Source organism: Phreatobacter aquiterrae (assembly GCF_053471285.1).
The window spans coordinates 176,299-194,879 of sequence record NZ_JBJPHW010000004.1 but is presented as its reverse complement, the minus strand read 5'-3'; the positions used below and the strand labels follow the sequence as shown (position 1 = coordinate 194,879).

Genomic DNA, 18,581 nt, shown 5'->3' with positions numbered 1-18,581 from the left:
TCATGCGCGGCGATGATGCTGCCATGCCCCGCGCCAGGGCCTCTAGGCGACATCATCGACGACAGATATGACCGTCATCGCCATGACCCCCGCAGGATTGCCCGTCGACTGGATTTTCTACGCCGCGGGGGGCGCCGCGACCTTTCTCATGGGTCTCGGCAAGGGCGCCTTCGGCGGCGGGCTCGCCATTCTCGGCATCCCCATGCTGGCGCTCGTCATGGACCCGATCCAGGCGGTCATCGTGACGGCGCTGCTGGTCGCCTTCATGGACATCTTCGCCCTCGGCTCCTTTCCGCGCTCGGCCTGGTCGAAGCCGGATCTCGCCTGGATCATGTCGGGCTTCCTCGGCGGCCTGCTGGTCGGCTTCCTCGTCTTCGAATGGGTCGACCGGCGCTGGGTGGCGCTGGTGATCGCGCTGATCACGCTCGCCTATACCGTCCACTACTTCGCCCGTCGCGGGACGCCGCTTACCGGCATCCCCGTCTCGCCGGGTCTCGCCAGCATCGCGGGCGCGGGGGCCGGCTTCACGACCTATGTCGCCCATGCCGGCGGACCACCGATGGCGATGTATCTCCTGCGCCGCGATCTCACCAAGACCGCCTATGCGGCCACCACCGTGGCGATCTTCACGGTCGGCAACCTCGTCAAGCTGCCCGGCTATGTCTATTCGGGCCTCGGCGAGCCCGGCGTCTTCATGAAGGCGCTGGCGCTGTCGCCGATCGTGCCGGTGGGGGTGCTCGCCGGCCGCTGGCTGCACGACGCCCTGCCGCGCGAACGCCTCTTCACGCTCTGCTACGTCCTGGTCGGCCTCGCCGGCACCAAGCTCCTGTTCGACGCATCGCGCGCCCTGTGGTTTCCATGACCCCATCTCTCATTGCCGGCTCGCGGTTCGCCCCTTTCCTGACGGCGGCCCTTGGCATCCTTCTTCTTTCGATCATGGACGCCATGATCAAGAGCGTGGCCAGCGCCCATCCGACGACGCAGATCGTCTTCATGCGCTATGCCTGCGGGATGCCCTGGGCGCTGGCGTTCCTGCTGTGGACGCGCCCGCCCGCGCCGTCGGCCGAGATGCTGCGCGCCCATGTGCTGCGCGGCGTTCTCGTCACCATCACCGCCTTCCTGTTCTTCTACGCCCTCGCGACCTTGCCGCTGGCGGAGGCGATCACCCTGTCGTTCCTGTCGCCGCTGTTCCTGGCCGTCCTCGCCGCGATGATCCTGAAGGAGCCGATCCCGCGACCGGTGCTCATCGCCATTGCCGTCGGCTTCGTCGGAATGGGGATCATCGTCGCGGGCAAGGTGGGCGGCGGCGAGTTCGATCTCGTCCGCGTGCTCGGCATCGCCGCCGCCACCTCGTCGGCGCTGGCCTATGCGGCCAATCTCGTGCTGCTCAGGAAGCGTGCGCAGACCGACCCCTTCGGTCTGATCATCCTGTTCCAGAACCTTTTTCCCCTGATCATCATCGCCCCCTTCGCCTGGGCGGTGTGGGAGGTGCCGGAAACCCGCTCATGGCTGATGTTCCTCGGCATCGGCGCCTTCGGCCTTGCCGGCCACCTGTGCATGGCCTGGGCCTTCAAGCACGCCAATGCCGGGCCACTCGGGGTGATCGAATACACCGCCCTCGTCTGGAGCGCCGGGCTCGGCTATCTCGTCTTCGCGGAGGTGCCGGCCTGGACGACCTGGGCTGGTGCCGGCCTCATCGTCGCCGCCTGCCTGATGGCGATGCGCCGGTAGGGATCAGCGCGGCGCGCGGGTCTCGAAGATCATGCAGGTCTCGGTGGCGTGGGCGATGAGGCGGCCCCTGCCGTCGACAAGGCGGGCCTCGGAGGTGGCGATGCGCGAACCGGCATGGATCACCTTGCCCTCGCAGCGCACCCGCCCGGTGTCCGGCATCAGGGCGCGGACATAATTCACCTTCATCTCGACCGTGGTGTAGGCCTGTCCCGCCTTGACGAGGGTATGCACGCAGCAGCCGAGCGCGGAATCGAGGATGGTGGCGGTCCAGCCGCCGTGGATGGTGCCCAGCGGATTGAAGAAATCGGCCGTCGGCGTGCCCTCGAAGACGGCGCGGCCGGGATCCACCTCTGTCAGGATGAAGCCCATGCTCTTCGCGATCGGCGGGGCCGGATAGCGCTGCTCCAGCATGCCCCTCAGAAAATCGATGCCGTCCTGGCCGGTGGCCTCGGCGGCATCGACGACGCCATAGCGGAGGGCGGGATGGGGCGTTCCGTCAGTCATGGGGGAACTCGCGGGGAGAGATCTATCGTGTAGTTGCACGATAGCCGGCGGGCGGTAAGAACGTCAATGCCGTCAGAACCCCAACCTGTCAGCAGGCCCCCTCAGGGCCGCCGGCACTCTCAGCCTTCGCAGTCCTTGAGCGCGCGCCTGATGGTGCGCAAGCCATCGCGCGTCTCGGTCCAGACCTGGACGCCGACCGCCTGTTCCATCTTCGCGTGCTCGGCCTCCCAGAGTGGAATGGCCGCGACGAGGCGGCGCGCACCCTCCGGCGTCAGTTCCGGGCGCACGGCGCGTCCCTGTCCCGAGGAGACGCTGACGAGCCCTGCTACCTCCAGACGCTTGAGGTTGCGCGTCATCGTGGTGCGGTCGAGGGCCAGCGCCTCGGACAGCGCGGTGACCGAATTGGTCTTCGCCATCGCCAGCGCCGCCATGATGTTGAACTGCGTGACCTCGAGCCCGAGCGGGGCCAGCGCCCGGTTGTAGGCGCGCGTCACGGCGTGGGCCGTCATCCGCGTCTGGTAGCAGATGCAGGATCGTCCGATGCGCGCGAGCGTCGAAGGATCGGGGAGGGTCCCGTCCGCTTGCGCCGCGGGCCCGGCATGGGTGGTCGCCGTCGTCATGATGTCACGATCCGGCGCGGGAAGCCGCGCGTCAAGGTGATGTGGGGACTGCCAGCCGGATTCACCATGTTTGCGGCAGTTCTTGACTCAAGACCCGGCACAGCCTATATCACCGGCGGACGTTAGCAGTCACATCGAGTGAGTGCTAACAGTCTCGGCCGACGGGCCGTACCGAAATTTCGCGGCCTTTGCGCCGCTCATGCCAGGGACACGATATCCATGAAGTTCCGTCCGCTGCACGACCGCGTGGTCGTCCGCCGCCTCGAGGGCGAAGAGAAGACCAAGGGTGGCATCATCATCCCGGATACCGCCAAGGAGAAGCCGCAGGAGGGTGAAATCCTCGCTGTGGGTCCGGGCGGCCGCGACGAAGCCGGCAAACTCGTCCCGCTCGACGTCAAGAAGGGCGACAAGGTGCTGTTCGGCAAGTGGTCCGGCACCGAAGTGAAGATCGACGGCGTCGACCTCCTCATCATGAAGGAGAGCGACATCATGGGTGTGATCGCGAAGTAATTCGCGAACCGCTCATATCCTCCCATTCCATTCATTCCGACAGGAGTAAGCCACAATGGCTGCTAAGGACGTGAAATTCGGCCAGGACGCGCGCGACAAGATGCTGCGCGGCGTCGACATCCTCGCTGAGGCCGTGAAGGTCACGCTCGGCCCGAAGGGTCGCAACGTCATCATCGAGAAGAGCTTCGGCGCCCCGCGCATCACCAAGGACGGCGTCACCGTCGCCAAGGAGATCGAGCTCGCCGACAAGTTCGAGAACATGGGCGCCCAGATGGTCCGTGAGGTCGCCTCCAAGACCAATGACCTTGGCGGCGACGGCACCACCACCGCCACCGTTCTCGCCCAGGCGATCGTGAAGGAAGGCGCCAAGTTCGTCGCCGCCGGCATGAACCCGATGGACCTGAAGCGCGGCGTCGACATCGCCGTTCTCGAGGTCGTGAAGGCGCTTGAGAAGTCGGCCAAGAAGGTCAAGTCCTCGGCCGAGGTCGCCCAGGTCGGCACCATCTCCGCCAACGGCGATGCGCTGATCGGCGAGATGATCGCCAACGCGATGCAGAAGGTCGGCAACGAGGGTGTCATCACCGTCGAGGAAGCCAAGTCGCTGGACACCGAGGTGGACATCGTCGAGGGCATGCAGTTCGACCGCGGCTACCTGTCGCCCTACTTCATCACCAACGCTGACAAGATGGTGGCCGACCTCGAGGACGCCTACATCCTCATCCACGAGAAGAAGCTCGCTGGTCTCCAGGCCATGCTGCCGGTTCTCGAGGCCGTCGTTCAGACCGGCAAGCCGCTGGTCATCGTCGCCGAGGACGTCGAGGGCGAGGCTCTCGCCACCCTCGTCGTCAACAAGCTGCGTGGCGGGCTGAAGGTTGCCGCCGTGAAGGCTCCTGGCTTCGGCGATCGCCGCAAGGCCATGCTGGAGGACATCGCCATCCTCACCGGCGGCCAGGTCATCTCCGAAGACCTCGGCATCAAGCTGGAGAGCGTGACCCTCGCCATGCTCGGCCGCGCCAAGAAGGTGCTGATCGAGAAGGAGAAGACCACGGTCGTCGACGGCGCCGGCAAGAAGAAGGACATCGAGGCCCGCATCACCCAGATCAAGGCGCAGATCGAGGAGACCACCTCGGACTACGACCGCGAGAAGCTGCAGGAGCGTCTGGCGAAGCTCGCCGGCGGTGTTGCGGTGATCAAGGTCGGCGGCTCGACCGAGGTCGAGGTGAAGGAGAAGAAGGACCGCGTTGACGACGCTCTCAACGCGACCCGCGCGGCCGTGCTCGAGGGCATCGTCCCCGGCGGTGGCATCGCTCTCCTGCGCGCCAAGGCTGCTGTCGCCAAGCTGAAGTCGGAGAACGCCGAGGTTCAGGCGGGAATCAACATTGTGCTCAAGGCCATCGAGGCTCCGATCCGCCAGATCGCCGAGAACGCCGGTGTCGAGGGCTCGATCGTCGTCGGCAAGGTGCTCGAGAACAAGTCGGCCACCTTCGGCTTCAATGCCCAGACCGAAGAGTATGTCGACATGTTCGAGGCCGGCATCGTCGACCCGATGAAGGTCGTGCGCACCGCTCTCCAGAACGCCGCTTCGGTGTCCTCGCTGCTCATCACCACGGGTGCGATGATCGCCGAGTCGCCGAAGAAGGACTCCGGCGCTCCCGCGATGCCGGGCGGCGGCGGCATGGGCGGCATGGACTTCTAAAGTCCATAGAAGCCGCCCGTCACCTCAGGTGGCACGAGCCGGGCAAGCCCGGCACGTGCGTGCGGCATGGACTTCTAAAGTCCATAGAAGCCGCCCGTCACCTCAGGTGGCACGAGCCGGGCAAGTCCGGCACGTGCGGGCGGCATGGACTTCCAAGTCCCGCCACCAGCCACCATTCGCATACGGAAGGGGCGCCCTCGGGCGCCCCTTTTGTTTTGCCTTTGGAGAAAGTGCTGTTCTGCGGGGTCACAAGACTGGCGTCTCTGCGGCAAAGCTCGCCCTTGACCTTTCACGGAAGTGCATCAGTCTCTTCTCCAGCGACCCAATGAGCCCATCCATAAGGGCCGACAGTCGCCAGAGGAGACGTCCCATGACTGAGACCACTGCTTCGGCGCCGCCGAAGTCCGATCGTCGTCGCTTCCTTGCTCTCGCAGGCGCGACCGCCGCGGCCACCGTCGCCGCCCCCAACGTGTCCAACGCCCAGACCGTTTCGCTGCGCTTCCAGTCGACCTGGCCGCAGCGCGACATCTTCCACGAATTCTGCAACGACTACGCCACGCGCGTGAACGCCATGTCGGGCGGACGCCTGCGTCTTGAGGTCCTTGCGGCCGGGGCGGTGGTGCCGGCGTTCCAGCTACAGGATGCGGTCCATGCCGGCATCCTCGACGGCGGCCACGGCGTCACGGCCTACTGGTTCGGCAAGAACAAGGCCTATTCGCTGTTCGGCACCCCGCCGTCCTATGGCTGGGATGCGCACAACTTCCTTGCCTGGATGAACTACGGCGGCGGCTACGATCTCTACAACGAGCTCCTGTCGCAGATCACCCGGGTCAACGTCGTCGGCTTCCTCACCGGGCCGATGCCCTGCCAGCCGTTCGGCTGGTTCAAGCGGGAACTGACGCAGGCGAGCGAGTTGCGCGGGCTGAAGTACCGCACGGTCGGCCTTGCCGCCGACCTGTTCAACGAAATGGGCGCGGCCGTCACCATCCTGCCCGGTGGTGAAATCGTTCCGGCTCTGGAGCGCGGCCTCATCGACGGCGCCGAGTTCAACAATCCGAGCTCGGACTCGATCCTCGGCTTTGCCGACGTGTCGAAGGTCTACATGATGCAGAGCTATCACCAGGCGGCGGAAGCCTTCGAGGTGATCTTCAACAAGACCAAGTTCGACGCCATGTCGAACGAGCAGAAGGCGATCCTGAAATACTCGGCCGAGTCCGCGTCCTCCGACATGTACTGGAAGGCGCTCGACCGCTACTCGAAGGACCTCGCCATTCTGCGGACGCGCGGCGTCAACGTGATCAAGACTCCCGACGCCATCCTCAAGGCGCAGCTGGAGGCCTGGGACAAGGTGGTGAACCGGCTCTCCGCCGAGAACGCCTTCTTCAAGAAGGTGATCGACAGCCAGCGGGCCTGGGTGCAGCGCACGGTTGGCTTCGAGCGCATCAACACGCCCTCGCGCGATATGGCGTTCAACCACTTCTTCGGCGCCTCCTGACGCCGACGCAAGCGAAGGCGGCGGTGTTGTCACCGCCGCCTTCATGACGCGGCGGATAGCCACCGCCGTCCCTTCCGGCCTGCCCCGCGGACCTGTTCGATGGCGCCAAACCCGCTCTTTCTCTCGATGCTGCTCGGCGGCTGGGCCCTGACGCTCGCCGCCATCGCCTGGGTCATGGTCCGGCGCACCGGCAGCGACAGGCTGATGGCGCTTCTCTTCGCCGTCGACGAGGTCTCCACAATCATCGGCAAGGCTGCCGCCTGGGCCATCGTCGCGCTGACCGCCGCCATCTGCTACGAGGTCTTCTCGCGCTACATCCTGCAGGCCCCGACCATGTGGGCCTTCGACGTCAGCTACATGCTCTATGGCGTGCTGTTCATGCTCGCCGGCCCCTATGCGCTGGCCCGCAACGGCCATGTGCGCGGCGACTTCCTCTATCGTGCGTGGGCGCCGCGGACCCAGGCCCGGCTCGATCTCCTGCTCTATTTTGTCTTCTACTTTCCCGGGATCCTGGCGCTCTGCTACGCCGGCTTCACCTTCGCCAACTTCTCCTGGTTCATCTTCGAACGCTCGGCCAATTCGCCGAACGGGCCCTATGTCTTCCCCTTCAAGTCGCTCATCCCGCTGGTTGGCGGGCTGATGGTCATCCAGGGGCTCGCCGAGGTCGTGCGCTGCATCCTGTGCATTCGCACCGGCGAGTGGCCGCAGCGCCTGCACGACGTGGAGGAGACCGAGAAGATCATTCTGGAACAGGCCGAGGCGGCCAAGTCGAAAGGGGCCGCCTGATGTTCGGCATCACCATCGGCAATCCCGAGCTCGGCGTCCTGATGCTCGTCCTGTTCGTCATCTTCATCATGCTGGGCTTTCCCATCGCCTTCACGCTGATGGCGCTGGGCGTCATGTTCGGCTACGCGGCGCAGGGCGACATCGTCTTCGCGCTGGTGGTGCAGCGCACCTATTCGGTGATGACCAACGACGTGCTGGTCGCCATCCCGCTGTTCATCTTCATGGGCTACATCATCGAGCGCGCGAACATCCTCGACCGGCTGTTCAATTCGGTGCAACTCGCCATCGGCGGCCTGCCGGGATCGCTCGCGGTGACGACGCTGATCACCTGCACGATCTTCGCGACCGCCACCGGCATCGTCGGTGCGGTGGTCACGCTGATGGGGCTTCTCGCCTTCCCGGCCATGCTGCGGGCGGGCTATGATGAGAGGTTGTCGGCGGGCGTCGTCTGTGCCGGCGGCTGCCTCGGCATCCTCATCCCGCCGAGCGTCATGCTCATCCTCTACGGCGCGACCGCCGGCGTCTCGGTGCCGAAGCTCTACGCCGGCGCCTTCTTCCCGGGCCTGCTGCTCGCCACCCTCTACGTTCTCTACGTCATCGGCCGCTGCATGCTGAACCCGGCGCTGGCGCCGAAGCTGCCGAAGGAGCAGCGCATGCCGCTGGGCTTCGATTTTGACAAGGACAAACGGTCGCTGGTCAAATATGTGGCGATCGTCGTGCTGGCCGTTCCGGTCGCCTATGCAGTGGTCTACGGCCTGGAATGGGTGCTGAACACGTTCCGGGCCTTGACGACGCCAGCCGGCATCACGCCGCGCGAGATCGACTATTCCGTGCCGGACAAGTTGCCCCACGTTATCCTCGGGGCCGGGGCCATCGGCTTCGTGCTGCTCCTGATCCTCGGCAAGGCGGTGTTCAAGGAACTCGCCCGCAGCTTCTTCCCGCTGACGCTGCTCATCATGTCGGTGCTGGGCGCCATTTTCTTCGGCATCGCCACGCCGACGGAAGCGGCCGCCGTCGGCGCGCTCGGTTCGGTGCTGCTCGCAGCGGCCTATCGCTCCATCAGCTTCGTCAAGCTCAAGGAATCGGTGTTCCTCACCGCCCGCACCTCGGCGATGGTGTGCTGGCTCTTCGTCGGCTCGTTCATCTTCTCGTCGATCTTCGCCATTCTGGGCGGCCACGAGCCGATCAAGGCCTTCGTCGCCATGCTCAACCTGTCGCCGACCATGTTCATGATCCTGGCGCAGATCATCATCTTCATCCTCGGCTGGCCGCTCGAATGGACCGAGATCATCGTGATCTTCGTGCCGATCTTCCTGCCGCTGCTGGACACGTTCAAGATCGATCCGCTGTTCTTCGGTATCCTGATCGCCCTGAACATCCAGACCTCGTTCCTGTCACCGCCCGTGGCCATGGCGCCCTTCTACCTGAAGGGCGTCGCGCCGCCGCACGTCACGATCAACCAGATCTTCGCCGGCGTGATGCCCTTCATCTTCATCGTCGTGGCCTGCATGGCGGTGGTCTACACCTTCCCGGGCGTCGCCATGTGGCTGCCGTCAGTACTCTATCGCTGATCCCTCTCAGCCGCAGGAGGCTCCGCGAACAATGCCGCGCTCGTCGAGCCCGAAGGTGAGGCGGTTCGGCCGGAAGTCACGGGTGCAGATGGCGCAGTAGCGGACGATGACGCCGCGCGGGGCGCGAAATCGCGCCCGAACGGTCTCCTGCGGCAGGCCGACGAGGCGGCGCGCAATGGGCAGCACACGCCGGCAATGGCGCATCGCGGCCTGAAACGCGGCGGCCGACGACGGTCCGGAGACAGCTGGCTGGGCCATGGCGGCGGCGGGAAGGCCGGCCGTCAGCGGGGCGATGAACAAGGCCCCGGCGAGGGCTGTGGACAGAATGGCAATGCGCATGAGGCTCTCCTGATGTCGGGCCGGCAGCTTGGCACCGGAACGTGGCCTCAAGATGCCGGCAGGTTCTGATCCGATCCCGGGATGGCGCTCTCGCCCTGCCGTTCGTCCGAAACAATGCGGCCGTCGACGAGATGGACGCGCCGGTCCATGCGGTCGGCAAGGTCCATCGCGTGGGTGACCGCGACCACCGTGCGGCCGTCCCGGTCAACGAGCTCGCGCAGGATCTGGAACACCTGTTCCGAGGACTTCGAATCGAGGCTTCCGGTCGGCTCGTCGGCGAGGATGACCGGTGGATCATTGGCCAGCGCGCGGGCGACGGCGACGCGCTGGCGCTGCCCGCCGGACAACTGGTCGGGCCGCTTGGCGAGGTGATCCTTGAGACCCAGCGAGCTCAGAAGCCCCTCAGCCCGCTCGCGCATCTGCGCCGGCGTGAGCTTCGCCAGCGCCCGCATCGGCAGCATGACATTGTCGGTGATGGTGAATTCGGGCAGCAGGAAGTGGAACTGGAAGATGAAGCCGAGGGTGGCGAGGCGCACTGCGGCGCGCTCGTCATCATCAAAATGGCTGGTGTCCCGCCCGTCGACCAGCACCTCGCCGGAGGTCGGCACGTCGAGAAGTCCGAGCAGATAGAGCAGGGACGACTTGCCTGAGCCGGACGGGCCCGTGATGGCGACGAACTCCTTCGCGCCAATGGCGAGGTCGATGTCGGCCACCAGCGTCACCGGCACGATGCCCGGCAGGATGCGTGTCGCCTTGCGCGTCTCGATGATCGAACCGCTCATGTGGCGCCCCGGATGATCTCGACCGGGTGGACGCGGGCCGCCTTGCGGGCCGGGAAGAAGCCGGCGATAGCCGACGACGCGAGCGCGATGCCGCCAGCGATGGCGTAGTGAAGCGGGGCGACGACCAGCGGCAGATGCGTCGCATCGGTGAAGCCCGTCTTGATCTCGATCGACAGCATGATCTGCGTCAGCACGAAGCCGAGTACCGAACCGGCGAGCGCGCCGGCGAGGCCGATTGCCAACCCCTCCAGGATGAAGATGCGCCTGACCGTCGCCTGCGTCAGGCCCAGCGACTTCAGGATGGCGATGTCGCGGCTCTTCTCGAAGGTGATGGTCGATATGATGTTGTAGGTGCCGAAGGAGGCGACCAGCAGGATCGCGCCGACCACCGTGTACATGATGATGTTGCGGACGACGAAGGCCGACATCAGGTCCTCGTTGGCCTCCTGCCAGGAGATCGTCTTGAGGCCCGTGTCGGCGATGATCCTGTCGGCGACCGCCTTCGCGCCCATGGGGTCGTTGAGGCGGATGCGGATCTCGTTGATGAGGCCGGTCTGCTCGGCCAGCACCTGCGCGGTCTTGATCAGGACATAGGACGATCCCTCGTCCACCGCGCGCACGCCCGACCGGAAGATGCCGACCACCTGGCCCGTCATCACCTTGCCGGTGCCCGCCGACATGGAGATGTTGGAGCCGATGCGCGCGCCGAGCTTCTCCGCCAGGCGGTCGCCGAGAATGATGGCGTTGGTGGCTCGGAACAGGGCCGGGATCGAGCCCTGGCGCATCTGGTTGACGAGTTGCGAGACGCGCGGCTCGCGCTGCGGATCGATGCCGACGATGGACGCGGCGACGTCCTTGCCGCCGTAGCGCAGGATGCCCTTGGCCTGCACCGACGGCGTCACCGAGCCGGGCACCCAGCTCTCAAGCGCCGCAATGGTGGCGATGGGGTTGTTGATGCCGCGCCGCCGGGTGGCCGGCGTCAGGCCGCGGATCTGCGCCGCATCGAACATCACCTCGGCCGGCTGGCGCGGCGGCTCGCGCCGCTCGTCGTTGATCGAGACATGGGGCATCGCGTTGATCAGGGTGCGGACGAAATCGTCCTGCGAGCCCTGCATCAGCGCCGCCATCATGATCGAGAAGCCGACGCCGATGGCGACGCCGAGGACGGCCACCAGCGTCTGGCGCAGGCGCGCCGCGATATGGGTCCAGGCGATATCGAGGACGAGCGTCATGGCCCTGCGTCCCTCATGGCGCCACGCGCACCCGCTCGCCGCCGCGCCAGCGCGCCTCGGCGGGAACCGCGATGCGGTCGCCTTCGGTGAGCCCCGCGCGCACCTCGGTCAGGCGCGTGCCGCGGATGCCCGTCTCGACGGGACGGCGAACGATCCGCCCGTTGGCGACGGAGAACACTGCGCCGCCGACGATGGCCTCGTTGGGAACGAGAAGCACGTCCTTCGCCTCGCGCGTGATGATGTTGGCCTCCACCGACATGCCGAAATGCAGCGGCGTGTCGTCGGGCAGGGCAATGCGGATGCGGAAGGTCTTGGTCGCCGTGTCGCCCATGGGCGTGATGTCGCGCACCGTGCCGTCCAGCGGCCGGTCCTTGAAGGCGTCGGTGCGCAGGAGAACGGCCTGGCCGATCTTTACCCGGGGAATGTCCTCCTCCGCGACGTCGGCGGTCATCTGCAGGGGACGGGGGTCGCCGACGCGGAACAGGATCTGCCCGACATCGGCGATCTCGCCGACCTCGCCGTCCTGGCGCAGGACAACGCCGGCACGCGGGGCGAGAATGAGGTAGTTGCCGAGCCGTTCGTTGGTGGCCGCGATCAGGGCGCGGATCTGGGCGAGGTCGGCCGTCGCCTTGTCGAAGGCCTGCTGTGTCGCGACGCCGCGCTGAAGCAGCTGGCTGACGCGCTCGACCTCGCGCTGCGCCAGCGCCTGCCGCGCCTGCTGCTCGGCGAGATTGGCGCGCACCTCGCGGTCGTCGAGGCGGGCGAGAACGTCGCCCTCCTTCACCGTGCGACCCTCGCAGGCGCAGTGCTCGACGATGCGCTCGCGCGCCATGGAGGCCATCTTGGCCCAGCGCACCGGCTCCACCACGCCTGTCGCATAGACGATCTCGGCAGCGGTGCCGCGGCCGACCGGCTGGAGTTGCACCTCCTGGCCGCGGCCGTAGCGCCACCACAGGCCGCCGCCGGCGAGAGCGGCGAGAACCGCGAGAATGATCCAAGACCGCAGTTTCATCGCATGCCTTCCCGATCGCACGGCCATCCGCTAGCCGAGGATATAGCCCGCGGCCTTGATCGGTGTCATGTCGGTTCGGAACAACCTTGCCGCGAGGCCGCGGCCGAGGCGTCAGGCGACGCCCATCTCCTCGCGGATGCGCGCGCGCAAGGCGTCGATCGGCGACAGGCGGCCGTTGTCGTTGAGGTGCCAGAAGGTCCAGCCGTTGCAGGCCTGGGCGCCCTGGACCAGCGCGCCGATCTTGTGGATCGAGCCAACCTGCGGACCCACCATCAGCGCGCCGTCGGCCCTCACGATAGCCTCAAAGCGGCGCTTCTCGTCGGTCAGCACAGTGCCGGGGGCGATCATGCCGCGCTCGATCAGCGAGGCGAAGGCGACGCGCGGCGCCTCGCGGGCCGTCGTGAAGGCGGCGAGCGAGGCTTCCGCCAGCGGTTCCACCGAAGAGATGCGCGCCTCGGCCGCTCCGGCATAGGCAGGATCGCGTTCGATCCCGATGAACCGGCGGCCGAGGCGCTTTGCGACGGCCCCGGTGGTCCCGGAGCCGAAGAACGGATCGAGGACGACGTCCCCGGGTCTGGACGAGGCGAGCAGCACGCGGGCGATGAGCGCCTCGGGCTTCTGTGTCGGGTGAACCTTGCGACCCGCGCCGTCCTTGAGGCGTTCCTCGCCGGTGCAGAGCGGGATGAACCAGTCCGAGCGGACCTGGACATCCTCGTTGCCGGCCTTCAGCGCCTCGTAGTTGAAGGTGTAGCGGGCCTTGGCGTCGCGCGAGGCCCAGATCAGCGTCTCGTGGGCATTGGTGAACCGGCGGCCGCGGAAGTTCGGCATCGGGTTCGCCTTGCGCCAGATGACGTCGTTCAGAACCCAGAAGCCGAGGTCCTGCAGCGCCGTACCGACGCGGAAGATGTTGTGGTAGGAGCCGATCACCCAGAGCGAGCCATCCGGCTTCAGCACCCGCCGGGCGGCGGTCAGCCAGGCGCGGGTGAAGGCGTCGTAGGCGGCAAAGCTCTCGAACTGGTCCCAGTCGTCGGTGACCGCATCGACGCGGCTGTCATCCGGGCGGTGCAGTTCGCCCTGAAGCTGGAGGTTGTAGGGCGGGTCGGCGAAGACCATGTCGACGGAGCCCGCCGGCAGGTCGTTCAGCGCGGCGACACAGTCGCCGAGGATGATGCGGCCTCCCAGACCCATGCCCTGCTCGGGCACGATCGAAGGCGAACGGACCGCCCGTACGCGGTCACCAGATCGGGCAGTTCCGTTCGACGTCAACAGCATCAGGCGGCACTCGGTACGCAAAACAATCGTGTCGCAACGCCCCGCGAGATTGGCCGGGCAGGGTAAAGGGTTGCTTAAGCGCCCGCGTAAACTTCGAATTTATTCTGTGACCGAAACGTAAACGCGGCGTCCCGCAATCCGAAGATCTGCCTGAAACCCTTTGGCGCTTCGGGAGTTGCACCTGCCGTATCGCAGCGGCATGATCGCCGGGATCAGAGGGTTGGTTCGCCATGCGTTGGGAAGATCTGCGTCGTTCGGAGAACATCGAGGACCGCCGCGGCGGAGGTGGCGGAGGGGGCCGCGTTCCCGGCGGCGCCGCCGGCATCGGCATCGGCGGCATGATCGTCGTCGGCATCATCTCCTACGTCACCGGCATCAACCCGGCGGTCCTCGTCGGCGGCTACGAGGCTGTGACCCGCGGCAGCCAGCGCCAGATCGAGCAGCAGGCTCCCACCCGCCAGGGCGGCCGCCCGACCGACCAGATGGGCGATTTCGTCGCCGCCGTTCTCGGCTCCACCGAGGATGCCTGGCAGAAGATCTTCCAAGAGGCGGGACGCCGCTACCAGGTCCCGGGCCTCGTCATGTTCGCCGGCCGGACGCGCTCGGGCTGTGGCGCGGCGCAGTCGGAGATGGGACCCTTCTATTGCCCGAACGACAACAAGGTCTATCTCGACACCGCCTTCTTCCAGGAACTGGCGACGAAGTTCCGCGGCTGCAGCGGCGGCGACACCGCCTGCCGCTTCGCCTATGCCTATGTCGTCGCGCACGAGGTGGGCCACCACGTGCAGAACCAGATGGGCGTGCTCACCCGCGTGCAGCAGGCCCAGCGCGCGGCGGGCAGCGAGCGCGAGAGCAATGCGCTGCAGGTGCGCGTCGAACTCCAGGCCGACTGCTTCGCCGGCGTCTGGGCCTACCATACCCAGCAGCAGTATCGCTTCATCGACGAGGCCGACGTCCGGCAGGCGATGCAGGCCGCTTCGGCCATCGGCGACGACATGCTGCAGCGACGCAGCCAGGGCTATGTCGTGCCCGACAGCTTCACCCACGGCTCGTCGGCCCAACGCCAGCGCTGGTTTATGACGGGCCTGCGGAGCGGGCAGGTGTCGACCTGCAACACGTTCCAGGCGCGGGAGCTGTGAGGCAGGACCCTCACCCGTTGAGCGCCTGCCCCGGCCAGCCTTCCGCCGCGATCTTCGAGGCGGCGATCACCGCCTGGGTGCGGCTGTCGACGCCGAGCTTGGTGAGGATGGCGGAGACATGGGCCTTCACCGTCGCCTCGGAGACGGTGAGCTCATAGGCGATCTGCTTGTTGAGCAGCCCCTCCGACAGCATCATCAGCACGCGCACCTGCTGCGGCGTGAGGCTCGCGAGCCTCGCCGCGAGCTTGGCGCTCTCCGAATCCTGGCTCTTCGACAGGTCGACGTCGGGCGGCACGTAGCTGCCGCCGTCGAGGACCATCTGCACCGCCTGCCGCATCTCCTCGGTGCCGAGCGTCTTGCGGATGAAGCCGGAGGCGCCGAACTCGAAGCAGCGCCGGATGACGTCCGGGTCCTCGGTGGCCGAGACGATCACCACGGGTACACCGGGGTGCTGGGCGCGAAGATACATGAGGCCTGAAAAGCCCTTCACGCCAGGCATGGCGAGGTCGAGCAGCACGAGGTCGACATCGCCCTCGGCGCCGACGATCTCCGACATCTCGGCGAAGGACCCCGCCTCGGCGATGGACAGATGGCACGGCAGGCCGACGATGGCCTCGCGCAAGGCCCCGCGAAACAGCGGATGGTCGTCAGCGATGACGATGCGATAGGTGGCCGATGCGCTGTCCACGCCGCTTCCTTCTTGTTTCCCCTCGTGCGGCATTCTTGCGTGCCGATCCGGCGAATTGTCGCGCCTTGCGGCGGACAAGACAAGGCCGCACCGGAATATCGCGCCGAATGTCGGGGGAACGATGCCGTGGCGGCGGCGCATCGCCATCCGTGTAGCCGTTGCGGGCGGGGTCGGGTGCGATTGACAGGTCGGCGGCACGGGTCTCTGTTAGTCGTCACAGGCCTTCGGGGGCGTCGAATGCGTGGTGCGAGAGGTGATGCATGGTGCGGCGCGGATTGATGCGGCAGGCCCTGTGTGGACTGGCGGTGGCGGCGGTGCTGGCGTCGGCCGGCGAGGCCCTCGCCGTCATGCGCGGTGAGCCGGCGCGCGATCCCAACGGCACCCGGCGCTCCACCGTGCTGATCGAAACTCCCGAGGGCATCTGCACCGGCGCCATCGTCGGCCCTGACCTCGTTCTCACGGCCGGCCACTGCGTCTCCGCGCGCGGACGCTATCGCGTACGCTATCTCGACCGCGGTTTCCGCCGCCACGCCGTCGGCGTCGCCCGCACGGCGGCCCATCCGGGCTTCGATCCGGCCCACGGCTTTGCCTCCGACGATGTCGGCCTGATCCAGGTGGCGCGGCCCTTCGGCGCCGATACGGGTTCTGCGAGCCTTCCCGCAGGCGGCTGGGGGGTGTCCTGGTTCGGTGGCGCGCCGACCGGCGAGGAGCTGATCATCGCCGGCTTCGGCTCGACGGAACGCTCGCGCTCCCGCGACGGCGTGCTGCGCGAGGCGCTGATGCGCACGGCCCAGCCGAGCGTCGTCGGGCGGGGTTTTGCCGGCCTTGCCGGCGACGAGAGCCAGCAGCGGCCGGGCATGTGCGTCGGCGATTCGGGCGGACCGGTCTATCGGCGGACCGGCCGCACCTTCACCGTGGTCGGCATCCTGAAGGGCGGCACCACGGATCCCGGGCGCGAATGCACCTCGACGCCGATCTACGTGCCGGTGCGCGACTATGTCTCGTGGATCCGCCAGACCGCCGCCGGCTGGAACGCCCCGCTCGGCGGCGCCGTGGAAATGCGCCAGTAGGACAGGACCCCTGCGTCAGGCCGCCGTCGCAAGGCCCCGCTTGACCAGCAGCGCCTGCGGGTCGGGCTCGCGCCCGCGGAAGGCGACATAGGCCTCCATCGGATCGCGGCTGTTGCCGGCCGCATAGATATAGCGACCGAGCCGTTCGGCGAGCTTCGGGTCGAAGGGATCGCCGGTCTCCTCGAAAGCCGAGAAGCCGTCGGCGTCGAGCACCTCCGACCACATGTAGCTGTAGTAGCCCGCCGAGTAGCCGTCGCCCGAGAAGACATGGGCGAAGTGGGGCGTGCGGTGGCGCATGACGAGGCTCTCCGGCATGCCGATGCGCTTCAACTCCCCGGTCTCGAAGGCGACGGGATCGATGCCGTCGGCCGCGTCAAGGGAGTGGAAGGCGAGGTCGACCAGCGCCGAGGAGACGTATTCGACCGTAGCGAAGCCCTGGTTGAAGGTCCGCGCGGCGATGAGCTTGTCGATCAGCGCCTTCGGCATGGCCTCGCCGGTCTCGGCGTGGATGGCGAATTTCGACAGGACTTCGGGGCGCTCCAGCCAGTGCTCGTAGATCTGGGAGGGGAACTCGACGAAGTCGCGCGCCACCGACGTGCCAGAGAGCAGCGGATAGGTGACGTCGGACAGGAGGCCGTGCAGGCCGTGGCCGAATTCGTGGAACAGCGTGCGCGCATCGTCGAAGGAGAGCAGTGCCGGCTTGCCCTCGGGAGGCTTGGCGAAATTCATCACGTTGACGATGATCGGCCGCACCGGTCCCGACAGGTTCTCCTGGCTGCGGAAGGCGCTCATCCAGGCGCCCGAGCGCTTGGTGGAGCGGGCGAAATAGTCGCCGAGGAACAGGCCGACATACTCGCCGTCGCGCAGCACCTCATAGGCCCGCACATCAGGGTGATAGACGGGAACATCGTCGCGGCGGCGGAAGGTGACGCCGAACAGCTTGGTCGCCACGTCGAAGGCGGCCTCGATGATGCGGTCGAGCTGGAAATAGGGCTTCAGCGCCGCCTCGTCGATGGCATAGCGGCGCTGGCGCACCTTCTCGGCGTAGTAGCGCCAGTCCCAGGGCTGGATGGCTTCGTTCATGCCGTCTTCGCGGGCGATGGCCGCGAGGTCCTCGCGCTCCTCGCCGGCCCGCACCACGGCGCGGCTCCAGACACGCTCCAGCAGGGCGCGCACCGCTTCCGGTGTCTTCGCCATGGTCTCGTCGAGCTTGAACGCGGCGAAGGTCGGATAGCCGAGCAGCTTCGCCCGCTCGATCCGCAGTTTCACGGTCTCGGCGACGATGGCGGTGTTATCGGTCGCCCCGCCCATTTCGCCGCGCTTCACCCAGGCCCTGAAGATCGTCTCGCGCAGGTCGCGCCGCGGCGACAGCGTCAGGAAGGGTTCGACCATGGACCGGCCGAGGGTCATGACGTAGCCCTCGCGGCCGCGATCCTTTGCGGTCTGGGCGAGCGACGATTTGAGGAAGTCCGGCAGGCCGGCGACGTCGGCCTCGGACAGATCCATCGTCCAGGTGGATTCGTCCTTCAGGACGTTCTGGCCGAAGGCCGTGCCGAGCGTGGCGAGACGCTCCGTCACCGCCCGCATCCGCTCCTTGCCGGCCTCGTCGAGAGCGGCGCCGCCGCGGACGAAATTCTTGTAGGTCTTCTCCAGCACCCGCATCCGCTCGGTGGTCAGATGAAGATGGTCGCGCCGCTCGTGGAGCGCGCGGATGCGGGCGAAGAGCCGGGCATCCAGCGTGATGGCGTTGGAATGCTGCGTCAGGACCGGCGCCATGTCGCGCTGGATCGCCTGGATCGCCTCCGTCGCATCCGAGCCGGCGAGATTGAAGAACACACCGCAGAGTCGGTCGAGGGCGTGGCCGCCGGTTTCCAGCGCGTCGATCGTGTTGGCGAAGGTGGGCGCATCCGGATTGGTGGCGATGGCCTCGACCTCGGCGCGGTGCTCCGCCAGCGCCCGCTCGAAGGCAGGTCGATAGTCGTCGATCGTGATCTCGGTGAAAGGGGCGATCCCGAACGGCGTGGTCCAGGGGCGGAAGAAGGGGTTGTCGGTGCTCTGGGTCATGGTCACAATGTGGCGGTGCGGCGATGGCGCGGCAAGTCCGCGGGCGGGGTGTCCTCAACCCTTCGTGAAG

18 protein-coding genes are annotated in these 18,581 nt (G+C 67.0%); 9 read left to right on the top strand and 9 right to left on the bottom strand.

Features of this window, described 5'->3' with window-relative positions; translation table 11 throughout:
* Positions 1 to 67: 67 nt before the first annotated feature.
* Positions 68 to 862 carry a sulfite exporter TauE/SafE family protein gene (locus ACJ4V0_RS08460; RefSeq protein WP_448299133.1) on the top strand — a complete coding sequence of 265 codons (795 nt, stop codon included), beginning with the start codon at positions 68 to 70 and terminating at the stop codon, positions 860 to 862.
* Entirely contained in the window at positions 859 to 1,731 is an 873-nt protein-coding gene (locus ACJ4V0_RS08455) for a DMT family transporter (RefSeq protein ID WP_448299132.1), read from the top strand. The genes ACJ4V0_RS08460 and ACJ4V0_RS08455 overlap by 4 nt, the downstream gene beginning before the upstream one ends.
* A 3-nt stretch (positions 1,732 to 1,734) precedes the next feature.
* On the opposite strand, the gene ACJ4V0_RS08450 is transcribed toward ACJ4V0_RS08455, so the two are convergent.
* Together ACJ4V0_RS08450 and ACJ4V0_RS08445 are read right to left on the bottom strand one after the other, a co-directional pair.
* Positions 1,735 to 2,235: a PaaI family thioesterase gene (locus tag ACJ4V0_RS08450; RefSeq protein ID WP_448299131.1), complete on the bottom strand. Its 501-nt coding sequence runs from the start codon at positions 2,233 to 2,235 to the stop codon at positions 1,735 to 1,737.
* Positions 2,236 to 2,354: 119 nt separating this feature from the next.
* On the bottom strand, positions 2,355 to 2,855 hold the full coding sequence (locus ACJ4V0_RS08445; protein ID WP_448299130.1) for a MarR family winged helix-turn-helix transcriptional regulator: 501 nt from the start codon (positions 2,853 to 2,855) through the stop codon (positions 2,355 to 2,357).
* Positions 2,856 to 3,074: 219 nt separating this feature from the next.
* Between ACJ4V0_RS08445 and groES the strand changes: the two genes are divergently transcribed.
* From groES to ACJ4V0_RS08420, 5 genes are all read left to right on the top strand, one after another.
* On the top strand, positions 3,075 to 3,365 hold the full coding sequence (groES, locus tag ACJ4V0_RS08440) for a co-chaperone GroES (RefSeq protein ID WP_106749553.1): 291 nt from the start codon (positions 3,075 to 3,077) through the stop codon (positions 3,363 to 3,365).
* A 55-nt stretch (positions 3,366 to 3,420) separates the two neighbouring features.
* Complete coding sequence (gene groL / locus ACJ4V0_RS08435; protein ID WP_448299129.1) at positions 3,421 to 5,061, top strand: chaperonin GroEL; 1,641 nt, start codon at positions 3,421 to 3,423, stop codon at positions 5,059 to 5,061.
* 370 nt (positions 5,062 to 5,431) lie between these two features.
* Complete coding sequence (locus ACJ4V0_RS08430; RefSeq protein WP_448299128.1) at positions 5,432 to 6,556, top strand: TRAP transporter substrate-binding protein; 1,125 nt, start codon at positions 5,432 to 5,434, stop codon at positions 6,554 to 6,556.
* A 99-nt stretch (positions 6,557 to 6,655) separates the two neighbouring features.
* Complete coding sequence (locus ACJ4V0_RS08425) at positions 6,656 to 7,342, top strand: TRAP transporter small permease subunit (RefSeq protein ID WP_448299127.1); 687 nt, start codon at positions 6,656 to 6,658, stop codon at positions 7,340 to 7,342.
* Positions 7,343 to 7,356: 14 nt separating this feature from the next.
* Positions 7,357 to 8,913, top strand: a complete 1,557-nt coding sequence (locus tag ACJ4V0_RS08420; protein WP_448299236.1) for a TRAP transporter large permease — start codon at positions 7,357 to 7,359, stop codon at positions 8,911 to 8,913.
* A 6-nt stretch (positions 8,914 to 8,919) separates the two neighbouring features.
* Here ACJ4V0_RS08420 and ACJ4V0_RS08415 read toward each other — a convergent pair whose 3' ends face one another.
* From ACJ4V0_RS08415 to ACJ4V0_RS08395, 5 genes are all read right to left on the bottom strand, one after another.
* Positions 8,920 to 9,252, bottom strand: a complete 333-nt coding sequence (locus tag ACJ4V0_RS08415; RefSeq protein WP_448299126.1) for a hypothetical protein — start codon at positions 9,250 to 9,252, stop codon at positions 8,920 to 8,922.
* 47 nt (positions 9,253 to 9,299) lie between these two features.
* Positions 9,300 to 10,034, bottom strand: a complete 735-nt coding sequence (locus ACJ4V0_RS08410) for an ABC transporter ATP-binding protein (protein WP_448299125.1) — start codon at positions 10,032 to 10,034, stop codon at positions 9,300 to 9,302.
* Positions 10,031 to 11,266, bottom strand: coding sequence for an ABC transporter permease (locus ACJ4V0_RS08405; protein WP_448299124.1), 1,236 nt, complete (start codon positions 11,264 to 11,266; stop codon positions 10,031 to 10,033). Before ACJ4V0_RS08405 ends, ACJ4V0_RS08410 begins: the two co-directional genes overlap by 4 nt.
* A gap of 13 nt (positions 11,267 to 11,279) precedes the next feature.
* Complete coding sequence (locus tag ACJ4V0_RS08400; RefSeq protein WP_448299123.1) at positions 11,280 to 12,278, bottom strand: efflux RND transporter periplasmic adaptor subunit; 999 nt, start codon at positions 12,276 to 12,278, stop codon at positions 11,280 to 11,282.
* 111 nt (positions 12,279 to 12,389) lie between these two features.
* Positions 12,390 to 13,466, bottom strand: a complete 1,077-nt coding sequence (locus ACJ4V0_RS08395) for a site-specific DNA-methyltransferase (protein ID WP_448299122.1) — start codon at positions 13,464 to 13,466, stop codon at positions 12,390 to 12,392.
* Positions 13,467 to 13,780: 314 nt separating this feature from the next.
* Here ACJ4V0_RS08395 and ypfJ point away from each other — a divergent pair, with 314 nt between their 5' ends.
* The gene (gene ypfJ, locus ACJ4V0_RS08390) at positions 13,781 to 14,689 is read left to right on the top strand and encodes a KPN_02809 family neutral zinc metallopeptidase (protein WP_448299121.1); all 909 of its coding nucleotides are present in this window, start codon (positions 13,781 to 13,783) and stop codon (positions 14,687 to 14,689) included.
* A gap of 10 nt (positions 14,690 to 14,699) precedes the next feature.
* Here the strand turns inward: ypfJ and ACJ4V0_RS08385 are convergent, their stop codons facing one another.
* Positions 14,700 to 15,377, bottom strand: coding sequence for a response regulator (locus tag ACJ4V0_RS08385; protein WP_448299120.1), 678 nt, complete (start codon positions 15,375 to 15,377; stop codon positions 14,700 to 14,702).
* Positions 15,378 to 15,655: 278 nt separating this feature from the next.
* On the opposite strand from ACJ4V0_RS08385, the gene ACJ4V0_RS08380 reads away from it, so the two are divergent.
* Positions 15,656 to 16,447, top strand: coding sequence for a S1 family peptidase (locus ACJ4V0_RS08380; RefSeq protein WP_448299119.1), 792 nt, complete (start codon positions 15,656 to 15,658; stop codon positions 16,445 to 16,447).
* A 15-nt stretch (positions 16,448 to 16,462) separates the two neighbouring features.
* Here ACJ4V0_RS08380 and ACJ4V0_RS08375 read toward each other — a convergent pair whose 3' ends face one another.
* Complete coding sequence (locus ACJ4V0_RS08375; RefSeq protein WP_448299118.1) at positions 16,463 to 18,511, bottom strand: M3 family metallopeptidase; 2,049 nt, start codon at positions 18,509 to 18,511, stop codon at positions 16,463 to 16,465.
* Positions 18,512 to 18,581: the final 70 nt, after the last annotated feature.

Coding starts and splice junctions, on each gene's coding strand:
- ACJ4V0_RS08460 (WP_448299133.1), top strand. CDS start 68: ATGACCGTCATCGCCATGACCCCCGCAGGATTGCCCGTCGACTGGATT.
- ACJ4V0_RS08455 (WP_448299132.1), top strand. CDS start 859: ATGACCCCATCTCTCATTGCCGGCTCGCGGTTCGCCCCTTTCCTGACG.
- ACJ4V0_RS08450 (WP_448299131.1), bottom strand. CDS start 2,235: ATGACTGACGGAACGCCCCATCCCGCCCTCCGCTATGGCGTCGTCGAT.
- ACJ4V0_RS08445 (WP_448299130.1), bottom strand. CDS start 2,855: ATGACGACGGCGACCACCCATGCCGGGCCCGCGGCGCAAGCGGACGGG.
- groES (WP_106749553.1), top strand. CDS start 3,075: ATGAAGTTCCGTCCGCTGCACGACCGCGTGGTCGTCCGCCGCCTCGAG.
- groL (WP_448299129.1), top strand. CDS start 3,421: ATGGCTGCTAAGGACGTGAAATTCGGCCAGGACGCGCGCGACAAGATG.
- ACJ4V0_RS08430 (WP_448299128.1), top strand. CDS start 5,432: ATGACTGAGACCACTGCTTCGGCGCCGCCGAAGTCCGATCGTCGTCGC.
- ACJ4V0_RS08425 (WP_448299127.1), top strand. CDS start 6,656: ATGGCGCCAAACCCGCTCTTTCTCTCGATGCTGCTCGGCGGCTGGGCC.
- ACJ4V0_RS08415 (WP_448299126.1), bottom strand. CDS start 9,252: ATGCGCATTGCCATTCTGTCCACAGCCCTCGCCGGGGCCTTGTTCATC.
- ACJ4V0_RS08410 (WP_448299125.1), bottom strand. CDS start 10,034: ATGAGCGGTTCGATCATCGAGACGCGCAAGGCGACACGCATCCTGCCG.
- ACJ4V0_RS08405 (WP_448299124.1), bottom strand. CDS start 11,266: ATGACGCTCGTCCTCGATATCGCCTGGACCCATATCGCGGCGCGCCTG.
- ACJ4V0_RS08400 (WP_448299123.1), bottom strand. CDS start 12,278: ATGAAACTGCGGTCTTGGATCATTCTCGCGGTTCTCGCCGCTCTCGCC.
- ACJ4V0_RS08395 (WP_448299122.1), bottom strand. CDS start 13,466: ATGGGTCTGGGAGGCCGCATCATCCTCGGCGACTGTGTCGCCGCGCTG.
- ypfJ (WP_448299121.1), top strand. CDS start 13,781: ATGCGTTGGGAAGATCTGCGTCGTTCGGAGAACATCGAGGACCGCCGC.
- ACJ4V0_RS08380 (WP_448299119.1), top strand. CDS start 15,656: ATGCGGCAGGCCCTGTGTGGACTGGCGGTGGCGGCGGTGCTGGCGTCG.
- ACJ4V0_RS08375 (WP_448299118.1), bottom strand. CDS start 18,511: ATGACCCAGAGCACCGACAACCCCTTCTTCCGCCCCTGGACCACGCCG.